This is a genomic window from Cellulosimicrobium sp. NPDC057127 (assembly GCF_042670945.1).
Taxonomy (GTDB): Bacteria; Actinomycetota; Actinomycetes; order Actinomycetales; family Cellulomonadaceae; genus Cellulosimicrobium.
On the sequence record NZ_JBHUUP010000002.1, the window covers coordinates 173,530 to 187,067 of the forward strand.

General features: G+C 74.6%; 12 protein-coding genes. All 12 read left to right on the top strand.

What is annotated here, in order from left to right:
- Nucleotides 1-55: 55 nt before the first annotated feature.
- The 12 genes from dhaK to ACFTZA_RS02580 all read left to right on the top strand — a co-directional run bounded on the left by dhaK (nucleotide 56) and on the right by ACFTZA_RS02580 (nucleotide 13,523).
- The gene (dhaK, locus tag ACFTZA_RS02525; RefSeq protein WP_378190406.1) at nucleotides 56-1,051 is read left to right on the top strand and encodes a dihydroxyacetone kinase subunit DhaK; all 996 of its coding nucleotides are present in this window, start codon (nucleotides 56-58) and stop codon (nucleotides 1,049-1,051) included.
- A 79-nt stretch (nucleotides 1,052-1,130) separates the two neighbouring features.
- On the top strand, nucleotides 1,131-1,772 hold the full coding sequence (dhaL, locus tag ACFTZA_RS02530; RefSeq protein ID WP_378190409.1) for a dihydroxyacetone kinase subunit DhaL: 642 nt from the start codon (nucleotides 1,131-1,133) through the stop codon (nucleotides 1,770-1,772).
- A complete protein-coding gene (dhaM, locus tag ACFTZA_RS02535) occupies nucleotides 1,769-2,518 on the top strand; it encodes a dihydroxyacetone kinase phosphoryl donor subunit DhaM (RefSeq protein ID WP_378190411.1) in 750 nt (249 codons plus the stop codon). Before dhaL ends, dhaM begins: the two co-directional genes overlap by 4 nt.
- A gap of 73 nt (nucleotides 2,519-2,591) precedes the next feature.
- On the top strand, nucleotides 2,592-3,269 hold the full coding sequence (locus ACFTZA_RS02540; protein ID WP_378190413.1) for a TetR/AcrR family transcriptional regulator: 678 nt from the start codon (nucleotides 2,592-2,594) through the stop codon (nucleotides 3,267-3,269).
- Between the two features lie 121 nt (nucleotides 3,270-3,390).
- The gene (locus tag ACFTZA_RS02545) at nucleotides 3,391-5,136 is read left to right on the top strand and encodes an MDR family MFS transporter (RefSeq protein ID WP_378190415.1); all 1,746 of its coding nucleotides are present in this window, start codon (nucleotides 3,391-3,393) and stop codon (nucleotides 5,134-5,136) included.
- Nucleotides 5,137-5,140: 4 nt separating this feature from the next.
- A complete protein-coding gene (locus ACFTZA_RS02550; protein WP_378190417.1) occupies nucleotides 5,141-5,641 on the top strand; it encodes a DUF4233 domain-containing protein in 501 nt (166 codons plus the stop codon).
- A gap of 54 nt (nucleotides 5,642-5,695) precedes the next feature.
- Nucleotides 5,696-6,148 carry a nucleoside-diphosphate kinase gene (ndk, locus tag ACFTZA_RS02555; RefSeq protein WP_378190419.1) on the top strand — a complete coding sequence of 151 codons (453 nt, stop codon included), beginning with the start codon at nucleotides 5,696-5,698 and terminating at the stop codon, nucleotides 6,146-6,148.
- A gap of 68 nt (nucleotides 6,149-6,216) precedes the next feature.
- A complete protein-coding gene (gene smc, locus ACFTZA_RS02560; protein WP_378190421.1) occupies nucleotides 6,217-9,873 on the top strand; it encodes a chromosome segregation protein SMC in 3,657 nt (1,218 codons plus the stop codon).
- 82 nt (nucleotides 9,874-9,955) lie between these two features.
- A complete protein-coding gene (locus tag ACFTZA_RS02565; RefSeq protein ID WP_378190423.1) occupies nucleotides 9,956-10,522 on the top strand; it encodes a hypothetical protein in 567 nt (188 codons plus the stop codon).
- A gap of 89 nt (nucleotides 10,523-10,611) precedes the next feature.
- Nucleotides 10,612-11,787: a signal recognition particle-docking protein FtsY gene (gene ftsY, locus ACFTZA_RS02570; RefSeq protein ID WP_378190425.1), complete on the top strand. Its 1,176-nt coding sequence runs from the start codon at nucleotides 10,612-10,614 to the stop codon at nucleotides 11,785-11,787.
- 126 nt (nucleotides 11,788-11,913) lie between these two features.
- On the top strand, nucleotides 11,914-13,188 hold the full coding sequence (locus tag ACFTZA_RS02575; protein ID WP_378190427.1) for an ammonium transporter: 1,275 nt from the start codon (nucleotides 11,914-11,916) through the stop codon (nucleotides 13,186-13,188).
- Nucleotides 13,185-13,523 carry a P-II family nitrogen regulator gene (locus tag ACFTZA_RS02580; RefSeq protein ID WP_378190429.1) on the top strand — a complete coding sequence of 113 codons (339 nt, stop codon included), beginning with the start codon at nucleotides 13,185-13,187 and terminating at the stop codon, nucleotides 13,521-13,523. Before ACFTZA_RS02575 ends, ACFTZA_RS02580 begins: the two co-directional genes overlap by 4 nt.
- Nucleotides 13,524-13,538: the final 15 nt, after the last annotated feature.

Below are 13,538 nucleotides of genomic sequence, written 5' to 3' on the forward strand. Positions count from 1 at the left end.
CGTCTCGACCGTCCAGGAGAGGCGGGAGCCGCCGGACTCGACGGAGGGAACGACGGTGAAGAAGCTGCTCAACGACCCCCAGGACGCGGTGGCGGAGTCCCTCGAGGGCTTCGGACAGGCGCACGCGGACCTCGTCGAGGTCCATCTCGACCCGCCCTACGTCACGCGCGCCGGGGGCGCGGTGGAGGGCAAGGTCGGGCTCGTCTCCGGCGGAGGATCGGGGCACGAGCCCCTCCACGGCGGGTTCGTCGGCCTCGGCATGCTCGACGCGGCCGTGCCGGGCGCGGTGTTCACCTCGCCGACGCCCGACCAGATCGCCCCCGCGCTGCAGGCCGCCGACTCGGGCGCGGGCGTGCTCGCGATCGTCAAGAACTACACGGGCGACGTGCTGAACTTCGAGACCGCCGTCGAGCTGGTCGAGGCGGAGGGTGTGCGCGCCGCCAGCGTCCTGGTCAACGACGACGTCGCGGTCGAGGACTCGCTGTACACCGCAGGGCGGCGCGGCGTCGCCGGGACCGTCTGCGTCGAGAAGATCGCGGGCGCCGCCGCGGAGCGCGGGGACGACCTCGACGCCGTCGCGGAGGCCGCCCGGGGCGTCGTCGCGAACGTCCGCTCGATGGGCGTCGCGCTGAGCGCGTGCACGGTGCCGCACGTCGGCAGGCCGAGCTTCGACCTGGGCGACGACGAGCTCGAGATCGGCATCGGCATCCACGGCGAGCCGGGGCGCCACCGGGTCCCGGTCGCCCCGGCCGACGCCGTGACCCGGATGCTCCTCGACCCGGTGGCGGACGACCTCGGCCTCGACTCCGGCGAGGACGTGTTGCTGTTCGTTAACGGTATGGGGGGCACGCCGTTGTCGGAGCTGTACGTCGTCTATCGTCGAGCGCGGAGGCTGCTCGAGGAGCGGGGCGTGCGGGTCACGCGGTCGCTCGTCGGCAACTACGTCACGTCGCTCGAGATGCAGGGCGCGTCCGTCACGGTGCTGCGCCTGGACGACGAGCGGACCACGCTGTGGGACGCCCCGGTCCGTACGCCTGCGCTGCACTGGTGACGGTCGACGGGTCGTCCCGTGCACGGGCGGCCTCCGGGGCCGGCCGTTCCGCCGACCCGCGGGCAAGGAGAGGTGGGGCATGACGCTGGACGTGGCGTGGGCGGACCGCTGGGCGCGGCTGACCGCCGAGCGGATCGCCGAGGCGAAGGACGAGCTGACGGAGCTGGACCGGCAGATCGGGGACGGCGACCACGGCGCGAACCTCGACCGGGGGTTCCGGGCGGTGGTCGCGAAGCTCGACGCGACCGAGCCGCCGCCGCAGATCGGCGACGTCCTCAAGCTCGTGGCCACGACGCTCATGTCGTCGGTCGGGGGCGCGTCCGGGCCGCTCTACGGCACGGCCTACCTGCGGGCCGCGAAGGTCACCGGTCTCGCGGAGCTCGACGCGCAGGGCGTGGTCGCCCTCCTCGAGGGCGCCCTGGAGGGCATCACCGCGCGCGGCAAGGCCGCCGTGGGGGAGAAGACGATGGTGGACGCCTGGCAGCCCGCCGTCGAGGCGGCCGAGGCCGCGGCGCACGACGGCGCGTCCACCGAGCAGGTGCTGGCCGAGGCCGCCCGGGCGGCCCGCGCGGGCGCGGCGTCGACGGTCCCGCTCGTGGCGAGCAAGGGCCGCGCGAGCTATCTCGGCGAGCGCAGCGCCGGCCACCAGGACCCGGGGGCGACGTCCACCGCCATCCTCCTCGAGGCGGCGCGCGACGCGGCGGCGGGGGCCGCGGCGTGACGGGCGCGCCCCTCGCCGACGCGGAGACCGTGCCGGCGCGCACCCGCATCGCGCTCGTGCTCGTCTCGCACTCGCAGCGGCTCGCGCAGGGCACGGTGGAGCTCGCGGCGCAGATGGCCCCGGGGGTGCTGCTGCTGGCCGCGGGCGGCACGGACGACGGCGGCCTCGGGACGAGCTACGACCGGGTCTCCGGGGCGGTCTCCGAGGCGCTGCGCGCGGCCGGCGGCGTCGTCGTGCTCGCGGACCTGGGCTCGGCCCTGATGACGGTGGAGTCGGTCCTGGACGTCGAGGACGACCTCGACGGCCGGGTCGCGCTCGCCGACGCCCCGTTCGTCGAGGGCGCGGTCGCGGCCGCGGTCACGGCGCACGGCGGCGGCGACCTGGACGCGGTCCTCGCGTCGGCCGAGCACGCAGGCCGCACGTTCGCCTCGTCCTCCGCCGCCGCGGACGCGACGGCAGGGACGTCCCCGGCGGACGGCGCCCAGGAGGGCAGCGGCGGCGCGACCGTGGCGCTGCGCAACCCGCTGGGGCTGCACGCCCGGCCCGCAGCGGTGCTCGCGCGCATGATCGCCGGCTTCGACGCGAGCGTGCGGATCGACGGCGTCAACGGCGCGAGCGTCCTCGAGCTGATGAAGCTCGGTGCGACGCAGGGCCAGGAGCTCACCGTCACCGCGGAGGGACCGCAGGCGCGCGAGGCGCTCGACGCCGTCGTCGCGGCGGTCGAGGGTGGCTTCGGAGAGGTCTGACGCAGCGCGCGTGTGAGGCACGCCACGAGTATTTGCAGTTGATGCAAGTTTGCGGTGGGTGCAGAATTGAGCCATGAGTTCCCCGACCCCTGCCGCCCTGTCCCCGGAGCACGCGCCCGCCGGTGACCCTGCGGCCGCCGGGGCGGCCCGCCCCGAAGGGCTGCGCGAGCGCAAGAAGCGCCGGCGACGGGACGACATGGTGGACGCCGCCCAGCGGCTCGTCCTCGAGCGCGGGCTCGACGCGGTCACCGTCGAGGACGTGTGCGACGCGGTCGGCGTCTCGCCGCGCACGTTCTTCAACTACTTCCCGTCCAAGGACGACGCCGTGCTCGGCCTCGAGCCGTTCGCCGTCGGTCCGGAGGTGGCCGCCGAGTTCGTGCGCGGCGGTCCCACCGGCGTCCTGCTCGACGACCTCGCCCGGCTCGTGGGCGACCTGCTCGAGCGCCAGGCCGTCTCGCCCGAGCGCATGCACAGCGCGCTCGACCTCGTCCAGCGCGAGCCCCGGCTGCTCGTGCGCCACGCCGCGTGGATCGAGGAGCACCGTGCCGGCATGGTCGAGCTCTTCACCGCCCGCCGTGACGCCCGGTGGTTCGCGGCCGACCCGGACCTGCTCGCCCTCGTCGTCATGAGCCTCGTGCGGGCGAGCGCCCTCGCGTGGCAGCGCGACGACGGTCGGGGGAGCCCCGCCGACCACCTGCAGGGCGCGGTCGAGCAGCTGCGCTCGATCCTCGACCCTGCGCCCGGCGGCTGAGCCGGCCGCCCACCACCCCCGTACCTCACCCCACCTCACCTCACCTGACCTCACCCCCCGCCACGGCGCCGGGGCGCCCCGGCGCGCCCCCGGCCGCCCTCGACCGAAGTGGAACCCTCCCATGGCCAGTCCGCAGACCGCCCCGCCCGGGGCGCCGACCGACGGCGGCGCACCGCTCGTCGTGCTCACGCCCCGCACCGTGTGGGTCATCTTCGGCGCCCTCATGGCGTCGATGTTCCTGTCCTCGCTCGACCAGTCGATCGTCGGGACCGCGATGCCGACGATCGTCGGCGAGCTCCACGGCGTCGAGCACCAGGGCTGGGTGATCACCGCCTACATCCTGGCGATCGCGATCGTCATGCCTCTCTACGGCAAGTTCGGCGACCTGTGGGGGCGGCGCTGGCCGTTCCTCGTCGCGATCGGGCTGTTCACCGTCGCGTCCGCGGGTGCCGGGTTCGCCCAGTCGTTCGGCGAGCTCGTCGCGTGGCGCGGCGTCCAGGGCCTCGGTGGCGGTGGGCTCATCATCCTGTCCCAGGCGATCATCGCGGACATCGTGCCCGCGAAGGAGCGTGGCAGGTACATGGGTCCGATGGGCGCGCTGTTCGGCATCGCGGCGGTCGTCGGTCCGCTGCTGGGCGGCTGGTTCACCGAGGGTCCCGGCTGGCGCTGGGCCTTCTGGGTCAACGTCCCGATCGGCGTCGCGGCGTTCGTCGTCGCGTGGGTCGCGCTCAAGCTCCCGACGCGCCGCTCGGGCCGCAGGATCGACGTCGCGGGCATCTTCTTCATGGTCGTGGCGACGTCGGGCATCGTCCTCGTCACGAGCTGGGAGTCGCTCACGTCGTCGAACGGCTATGACTGGTCCGACCCGTGGCTCCTCGGTCTCGTGACCGCCGTCGTCGTCTCCGTGGCCGCTTTCGTCGTCGTCGAGAACCGCGCGGAGGAGCCCCTGCTCCCGCTGCACCTGTTCAAGAACCCGACGTTCACCATCGCGACGCTCATCGGGCTCGTCCTGGGCATGGGCATGTTCTCCGCCCTCGCGTTCCTCCCGACGTTCCTGCAGATGTCCACCGGCTCGGGCGTGACCGAGTCCGGGTTCCTCATGCTGCCGATGATGGTCGGCGTCATGCTCACGGCGATCGGCTCCGGCATCGCGATCACGAGGACCGGCCGCTACCGGGTGTTCCCGATCGCCGGTCTCGCGATCACCGCGCTCGGCATGATGTGGCTCACGCGGATCACGGGCGACATGTCGATGTGGCTGTTCGGCGCGATGATCCTCGTCATGGGGGCCGGCATGGGCCTCGTCATGCAGACGATCGTGCTCGCGGTCCAGAACTCCGTCGACCCGCACGAGATCGGCACCGCGACGAGCGCCAACAACTTCTTCCGCGAGATCGGCGCCGCCGTCGGCACGGCCCTCTTCTCGACGATCTTCACCTCGCGCCTCGCGGACAACCTCGAGGGCGTGCTCGCCGGGGTGCCGACGGGTGCCGCGCCGGAGGGAGCGGAGGGCTCGTCCCTCACGCCCGAGCTGGTCCGGTCGCTCCCCGAGCCGGTGCACACGGGTGTGGTGGACGCCTTCACCGACGCCCTCGCCCCCGCGTTCTGGTACCTCGTCCCGCTCGTGCTCGTCGGCTTCGTCCTCGCGCTGTTCCTCAAGGAGGTCCGCCTGTCCGACGTCGCGGGGATGGTCGCGCGCGGCGAGGCCGTGGCCGACCCGGGCCGGGCCGCTGCGGCCGCGGCGAGCGAGGAGGAGCCGGTCGTGGCGCTCGTCGGCAGCGAGCCCGCGGCCGGGGACGCCGGGCCGTCCGGGGGACCGGGACGGCCCTCGGCCGACCGTCCGGGCGACGGCACGCCGGTATCCTGACCGGGTGAGCTCCACCCCGTCGTCGCCGGCCCCCGCCCCGCAGCCGTCACGCCACGGCCGCGCGGCGGGGCCGGTGCGTCCGTCCCCGGGCGACCGCATCAGGCCCAAGAAGTCCGCGCGGGAGCAGTTCGCGTCGACGACGCTCCTGCTCGAGGCCTTCCTCGTCGTCTTCGCGACCCTGGTGGCCTACGGCCTGCGCGACGTCCCCTACTCTCGCGGCCCCCTCGAGCTCCCCACGCCCACGACCATCTGGGTCGTCGGCGGAGCGCTCTTCCTCGTGCTCGTCGTCCTGTCGCGCACGGTCGGCACGCCGGGCGGGTACGTCGGCGGGTCGGTCGTGCAGGTCCCCGTCCTCGGCTTCGGCCTCGTGGTGCCGATGATGTTCGTCGTCGGCGGCATCTTCGTGGCCCTGTGGGTCGTGTCGCTGCGGCTCGGCGGACGCATCGACCGCGAGCGTGCGGCGTACGACGCCGAGCACCCCGAGACCGCGCCCAACGCAGGCTGACGTGCGCCGACGCGCGTTCGGAGCACGGACGCGCCGCCCGGTAGGCTCGCGGCCATGACCGACGTCGCACCCGCAGTCACCGAAACGATCGAGCGCACCCTCGTCCTCGTCAAGCCCGACGGCGTCCGCCGCGGGCTGTCGGGAGAGATCCTGCGCCGCATCGAGACCAAGGGCTACACGCTCGCCGCCGTGCGCCTCGTGGACGCCACGCCGGAGCTCCTCGCCGCGCACTACGCGGAGCACGAGGGCAAGCCGTTCTACCAGCCGCTCGTCGACTTCATGCTCTCGGGCAAGATCCTCGCCGTCGTCGCGGAGGGCCAGGGCGTGATCCCCGGGTTCCGCTCGCTCGCGGGCGCGACGAACCCGACCGAGGCGGCTCCCGGGACCATCCGTGGGGACCTGGGGCGCGACTGGGGCCTGAAGGTCCAGCAGAACCTGGTGCACGGGTCGGACTCTCCCGAGTCCGCGGCGCGCGAGATCGCGCTCTGGTTCCCCGAGCTCGGCTGAGCGTCCCGCTCCCGGCTCCCGGCCCGCAGATGCGCGGCTCCGGGGGAGGGCAGCACTAGGCTCGGGGCGTGCACCTCAAGACGCTGACGCTCCGGGGCTTCAAGTCGTTCGCCTCGGCGACGACGCTGAGCTTCGAGCCCGGCGTCACGTGCGTCGTCGGGCCGAACGGCTCGGGCAAGTCCAACGTCGTCGACGCGCTCGCCTGGGTCATGGGGGAGCAGGGTGCCAAGACGCTGCGCGGCGGCAAGATGGAGGACGTCATCTTCGCCGGCACGTCCGGGCGCCCGCCGCTCGGCCGCGCCGAGGTGTCGCTGACGATCGACAACGCCGACGGCGCGCTGCCGATCGACTACTCCGAGGTGACGATCTCGCGCACGTTGTTCCGCAGCGGCGGGTCGGAGTACGCGATCAACGGGTCGCCGTGCCGCCTGCTCGACATCCAGGACCTGCTGTCCGACTCGGGGCTCGGCCGCGAGATGCACGTCATCGTCGGCCAGGGGCAGCTCGACGCGGTCCTGCGCGCGACGCCGGAGGACCGGCGCGGGTTCGTCGAGGAGGCCGCCGGCGTCCTCAAGCACCGCAAGCGCAAGGAGAAGGCGCTCCGCAAGCTCGACGCGATGCAGGCGAACCTCACGCGCCTGGCCGACCTCACCACGGAGGTGCGCCGCCAGCTCGGCCCCCTCGGTCGCCAGGCCGAGATCGCGCGCAAGGCGGCGACCATCCAGGCGGACCTGCGCGACGCGCGGGCGCGCCTGCTCGCCGACGACCTCGCCCAGCTCACCGCCGCCCTCGAGCAGGAGATCGCCGACGAGGCCGCGCTGCGCGCGCAGCAGGCGCAGGTCGAGCGGGACCTCGCCGTCGCGCGCGAGCGGCTGGGCGGGCACGAGCGCGAGGCCGCCTCGGCCGCTCCCGCCGTCGGGGCCGCGGCGGACGTCTGGTACCGGTTGTCGTCGCTGCGCGAACGGCTGCGCGGCGCGCAGACCCTCGCCGAGGAACGGCTGCGGCTGCTCGGTCGCCCGGAGCCCGCGCAGCGGGGCCAGGACCCCGACGAGCTCGAGCGGCAGGCGGAGCGCGTGCGCACGACCGAGGCCGAGCTCGAGGCCGAGGTGGCGCGTGCACGCGACGCCCTGGCGACGGCCGTCTCGGACCGCGAGGACGCCGAGACCGCCGCCGGCGAGGCGGAGCGCGCCGTCGCCACCCTGCTGCGCGGGGTCGCGGACCGCCGCGAAGGGCTCGCGCGCCTCGCGGGCCAGGTCGCCGCCCAGCGCACCCGGGTGGAGTCGGCCGAGGCCGAGATCGGGCGGCTGCGTGCGTCTCTCGCCGAGGCCGAGCGGCGCGGCACCGAGGCCACCACGGAGTTCGCGGTGCTCGAGACGCAGGTGGTCGGCGTCGAGGAGGGCGAGGAGGGCCTCGACGCCGAGCACGAGGAGGCCGCCGACGCCGTCGAGCGCACGTCGGCCGAGGTCGCCGCGCTCCAGGAGCAGGCGAGCACGGCCGACCAGGACCGCGCGTCGTGGGGCGCGCGCATCGAGGCGCTCGAGCTGAGCCTCGACCGCAAGGACGGTGCGGGCGCGCTCCTCGCGGCGGACCAGGTCGGCGTGGTGGGCTCCCTCGCGGCGCTGCTCGGCATCGAGCCCGGGTACGAGGACGCGATCGCCGCGGCGCTCGGGCCGGCGGCGGACGCGGTCGCCGTCGAGTCGGTCGACGCCGCGGTCGACGCGCTGCGCTACCTGCGCACCGAGGACGCGGGTCGGGCGGGCATGGTCGTCGCCGAGCGGCGTGCCGTTCCTCCGGGCGCGGGAGCGGCGAGGGTCGGGGTCGCGACGACGGACGCGGGCACGCCGGGCGGCGACCCCGACGAGCCGTCGGCCCGGACGCTGCCGCAGGACGCCCGGTGGGCCGTCGACGTCGTGACCGCCGGCGGAGGGCTCGGACGCTCCGTGCGCGCCCTGCTCGACGGCGTCGTCGTGGTCGACGACCTGGTCCAGGCGCGGTCGGTGCTCGCGTCCGCCCCCGACCTCGTCACGGTGACGCGCGGCGGCGACGTGCTCGGGGCCACGCGCGCGTGGGGCGGCTCGGCCTCGGCGCCGAGCGTCCTGCACCTGCAGTCCGCGCTCGAGGAGGCCCGGGAGGCGCACGCCGACGCGGTGGCGCGCGCCGAGCGCGCACGGTTCGGCCTCGCCGCGGCGCGCAGCGCCCGCGACGCCGCGCGCGAGCGCTACGACGAGACGCTCGAGCGGCTCAACGAGTCCGACGCGCGGCTCGCCGCGGTCGCCGAGCAGCTCGGGCACCTCGGCGCCACGGCCCGCTCGGCCGCGGCCGAGGCCGAGCGGGTGCGCACCTCGCTCACGACCGCCGCCGCGGGTCGTGACGACGCGCGGGCGGCGCTCGACGAGCTCGTGGCCCGGCTCGAGGCCGCCGAGCAGGCTCCCGAGCAGTCCGAGGAGACGGTCTCCGAGGCGAGCGCGGAGCGCGACCGGCTCGCCGCCGCGGCTGCTGCCGCGCGCGCCGCGGAGACGGAGGCACGACTCGCCCTGCGCACGAGCGAGGAGCGCTCGCGCGCGGTCGCGGGACGCGCGCAGGCACTGGCCCGCGCGGCGGCGAGCGAGCGCGAGGCCCGCGAGCGCGCCGCGCGCCGGGAGGCCGCACGCGCGCGCCAGGCGACCCGGGCGTCGGCGGTGCGCGACGGCGCCGCGCGCGCCCTGACGGCCGTCGAGCGCTCGCTCGCGCAGGCGGGTGCCGAACGGGACGCCGCCGAGGCCGCGCGCGCGGAGCGCGACGCCGCGGTCACGGCGGCTCGCGCGGAGGTCGACCGGCTCGCCGCGCGGCTGCGGGAGCTGACCGACGTCGCGCACCGGGACGAGGTCGCGCGTGCGCAGCAGCAGCTGCGGATCGAGCAGCTCCAGGCGCGCAGCGTCGACGAGCTGGGGATGGACCCCGGCGTCCTCGTCGAGGAGTTCGGCCCGCACCGGCCCGTCCCCGCGCCGGCCGGTCCCGCGCGCGGGGGCGCCGTCGAGGACGGACCCGGCGACGAGGCGCGGGCCGTCCCGTACGACCGTGCCGCGCAGGAGAAGCGGCTCCGCTCCGCCGAGCGCGACCTGTCCCGCCTCGGCAAGGTGAACCCGCTCGCCCTCGAGGAGTTCGCGGCTCTCGAGGAACGGCACAAGTTCCTCGCGGACCAGCTCGCCGACCTCAAGAAGTCGCGCGCGGACCTCCTCGAGATCGTCCGGGAGATCGACGAGCGGGTCGAGCGCGTGTTCGCGGACGCCTACCGCGACACGGCCGAGCAGTTCGAGCGCGTCTTCGCGCGCATGTTCCCGGGCGGGGAGGGTCGCCTCGTGCTGACGGACCCCGACGACCTGCTCACGACGGGCATCGAGGTCGAGGCGCGGCCCGCCGGCAAGAAGGTGAAGCGGCTCTCGCTGCTCTCGGGCGGTGAGCGCTCCCTGACCGCCGTCGCGCTGCTCGTGGCGATCTTCAAGGCGCGCCCGTCGCCGTTCTACGTGATGGACGAGGTCGAGGCCGCGCTCGACGACGTCAACCTCGGACGCCTCCTCGAGATCTTCCGCGAGCTCCAGGAGGACTCCCAGCTCATCGTCATCACGCACCAGAAGCGGACGATGGAGATCGCGGACGCGCTGTACGGGGTGACGATGCGCGGGGACGGCGTCACGACGGTCATCAGCCAGCGGCTGCGGGAGCCCTCGGAACCCGTGCCGGCCTGACGGCGCAGCGTGCGACGGGCCCGGCGGGCGGGCGGCGCAGAGGCGCCGGGATCCGCACCGTTCCGGGCCGTGTGAAGATGTCGTGGCGATCCCCGACCACGCCGACCGGCGGCTCGACGCCTCCTCACGGCTGCGGATACTGGTCCTCATGGTGTGGATGTTCGTGTGGCTCGGGATCACGCTCGGCGCGGCCGCTGTCGTGTTCCTGTTCGCGAGCGTCGTCGCGCGGTCCGAGTCACCGCCCACCGACGAGCAGGGTCTGCGCGCGTTCTGGCGCGACTTCCGCTCCGGTCTGCGTCGCGGTCGGCGCCGCGGCGAGGAAGGCGCGAGGCCCGTGGGTTCGGTCCGCCTGCCCCGGCCGGTCGAGACCAGCATGGACGAGTTCTTCGCGGCGACGGAGGTGAGCACGCCCGCGTACGTCGACGCCGAGGAGCTCAGCGAGGTCTGGCACCGTGCGCGCGAGCGCGCCGTCCGGCCGCTGCACCACCACGGCCAGCGTCCGCGTGTCCGCGTGCACGCCGCACCTGCCGTGCCGGTGCCGCCGCCCGTCCCGGCCCCGCCGCCGGTCCCCGCACCGCCGCCGGTCCCGCCGCCACCCGCCGCGACGGCCGCCCCGCGCGATGCGCACGGGCGGTTCCCCGGCACCTGACCGGCACCTGACCGGCACCTGACCGGCACCGCGGTCCCCGTGCTCGCGCACCGCGCGAGTCCCGCTCCACCGTCTGAGAGACTGCCCGCGTGAACGACCTCGCTCTCGTGTGGATCATCGTCGGCGTCCTGCTCCTCGTCGGCCTCGTCACGGCCGGCACGACCACGGTGCGACGACGGCGTCGCGGCGCGCCGGGACCGTCCGTGCCGCGCGGCACGACGGCCGGCGAGGTGGGCGGGGCGTCCCCGGACGTGCTCGTGGACGAAGGGGCTCCGCCGACGGCGGCGGAACCCGAGGCGGCGCCTGCGCCGACGCTCGAGCGGCCGGAACCCGTCGGCGGACGCCTCGTGCGCCTGCGCGACCGCCTCGCGCGCTCGGGCTCGCCGCTCGGCGCACGGCTGCTGTCCGTGCTCTCGCGCGACCACCTGTCCGAGGACGACTGGGACGAGCTCGAGGAGACGCTGCTGCTCGCGGACGTCGGTGCGGGACCGGCGGGCGAGCTCATCGAGAACCTGCGCACGCGCGTCCGCGTGCTGGGCGTGCGCGACGCCGCCAGCGTGCGTGCGCTCCTGCGCGAGGAGCTCGTCGCGCTCGTCGACCCGACCCTCGACCGGAGCCTGTCGACCACCCCGAGCGTCGGGGCGGACGGCCCCGTCCCGGCGGTCGTGCTCGTCGTCGGCGTCAACGGCACCGGCAAGACGACGACCGTCGGCAAGCTCGCGCGCGTGCTCGTCGCCGAGGACCGCAGCGTCGTGCTCGGCGCGGCGGACACGTTCCGTGCGGCGGCTGCGGACCAGCTCCAGACGTGGGGCTCGCGCGTCGGCGTGCCGACGGTCCGCGCGGACCGCGACGGCGCCGACCCGGCCGCGGTGGCGTTCGACGCGGTGCGGCGCGGCCGCGACGAGAACGTCGACGTCGTGCTCGTGGACACCGCCGGGCGGCTGCAGAACAAGGCCGGCCTCATGGACGAGCTCGGCAAGATCCGGCGCGTCATCACGAAGGAGGCGCCCCTGTCGGAGGTGCTCCTCGTCCTCGACGCCACGACCGGGCAGAACGGGCTGAACCAGGCGCGCGTCTTCGGCGAGGTGGCGGGCGTCACCGGCATCGTGCTCACGAAGCTCGACGGCACGGCGCGCGGGGGGATCGTCGTCGCCGTCCAGCGCGAGCTCGGCGTCCCCGTCAAGCTCGTCGGGCTGGGCGAGGGCCCGGACGACCTCGCCCCGTTCGACCCCGAGCAGTTCGTCGACGGCCTGCTGGGGGAGTGACGAAACCGAACGTTTACCCCGGACGGGCGCTTGTCACACGCCCGTAACACCACGACAGCCCCGGTGAAACCCGCTCCCACCAACGTTGTCCCCGACCGGCCGCCCGGCTGGCGAGGGGAGAGACTCATGGAGCTGGACACCGGAGCTACCGCGTGGATGCTGATGTCGGCATCGCTCGTGCTCCTGATGACACCAGGGCTTGCGCTGTTCTACGGGGGCATGGTTCGCGGCAAGTCCGTACTGAACATGATGATGATGTCGTTCGGCGCCATGGCCGTCGTCGGCGTCGTCTACGTGCTGTGGGGCTGGTCGATGTCCTACGGGTCGGACGTCGGGGGGATCATCGGCAACCCGTTCGAGCAGTTCGGCCTGTCGGGGGCGATCTACGACGACGCGGGTGAGTTCCTCGTCGACGACTACGGCGTGCCCGGGATCGTCGGCGTCGCGTTCCAGTCCACGTTCGCCATCATCACCACGGCGCTCATCTCCGGTGCGATCGCGGACCGCGTGAAGTTCGGCACCTGGATGGTGTACTCGGGCATCTGGGTCACGCTCTGCTACTTCCCGATGGCCCACATGGTGTGGGGCGGCGGCCTGCTGTCCGGTGACGGCCCGTTCGCGTCCATCGCCGCGCCGATCGACTTCGCGGGCGGCACGGTCGTCCACATCAACGCCGGTGCGGCGGCGCTCGTGCTCGCCCTCGTCGTCGGCAAGCGCAAGGGCTTCGGCACGGAGCCGATGCGCCCGCACAACCTCCCGTTCGTGATGCTCGGGGCGGCCCTGCTGTGGTTCGGCTGGTTCGGCTTCAACGCCGGCTCCGCCTTCACGGCCGACGGTTTCGCAGGCCTGGCGTGGGTGAACACGACCTCGGCGACCGCGGCCGCCGTCATCGGCTGGCTCGTCACCGAGAAGATCCGCGACGGCCACGCGACGTCGCTCGGCGCAGCCTCGGGCGTCGTCGCCGGCCTCGTCGCGATCACGCCGGCGGCGGGCGCGCTCGACCCGGTCGGCTCCCTGGCCCTCGGCGTCGTCGCGGGCGTGCTGTCCGCGCTCGCGGTCGGCCTGAAGTACCGGCTCGGCTTCGACGACTCGCTCGACGTCGTCGGCGTGCACCTCGTCGCCGGGCTCTGGGGCACCGTCGGCATCGGCTTCCTCGCCACGGAGACCGGCCTCTTCTACGGTGGGGGCGTCAACCAGCTCCTCGTCCAGGTCATCATCGCCGTCGTCGCCGTCGCCTTCTCCCTCGTCGTCACCGCGGTCATCGCCCTCGCCCTCAAGGCCACCATGGGCTGGCGGGTCAGCGAGGACGCCGAGGTCGGCGGCATCGACCTCGCGGTGCACGGCGAGACCGGGTACGAGACCATCCAGCAGGGCTCCGTCATCAAGGAGGTGCGGGCATGAAGCTCGTCACGGGAATCATCCAGCCGCACCGTCTCGACGACGTGAAGTCGGCGCTCGAGGCCGTGGGCGTGCGAGGCATGACGGTCAGCGAGGCCAGCGGGTACGGCCGCCAGAAGGGCCACACCGAGGTCTACCGCGGCGCCGAGTACACGGTCGACCTGGTGCCGAAGGTGCGCATCGAGGTGCTCGTGGACGACGCCGACTCGGTGGCGGTCACCGACGCGGTCGTCAAGGCGGCGCAGACCGGCAAGATCGGCGACGGCAAGGTCTGGACCGTCCCGGTCGAGGACGTCGCCCGGGTGCGCACGGGCGAGCACGGCCCCGGCGCCCTCTGAGGAGGCTGACGCACG

What these genes read in the sequence shown, in the direction of transcription:
- dhaL (WP_378190409.1), top strand. Translation starts at nt 1,131, where the DNA reads ATGACGCTGGACGTGGCGTGGGCGGACCGCTGGGCGCGGCTGACCGCC.
- ACFTZA_RS02540 (WP_378190413.1), top strand. Translation starts at nt 2,592, where the DNA reads ATGAGTTCCCCGACCCCTGCCGCCCTGTCCCCGGAGCACGCGCCCGCC.
- ACFTZA_RS02545 (WP_378190415.1), top strand. Translation starts at nt 3,391, where the DNA reads ATGGCCAGTCCGCAGACCGCCCCGCCCGGGGCGCCGACCGACGGCGGC.
- ndk (WP_378190419.1), top strand. Translation starts at nt 5,696, where the DNA reads ATGACCGACGTCGCACCCGCAGTCACCGAAACGATCGAGCGCACCCTC.
- ACFTZA_RS02575 (WP_378190427.1), top strand. Translation starts at nt 11,914, where the DNA reads ATGGAGCTGGACACCGGAGCTACCGCGTGGATGCTGATGTCGGCATCG.
- ACFTZA_RS02580 (WP_378190429.1), top strand. Translation starts at nt 13,185, where the DNA reads ATGAAGCTCGTCACGGGAATCATCCAGCCGCACCGTCTCGACGACGTG.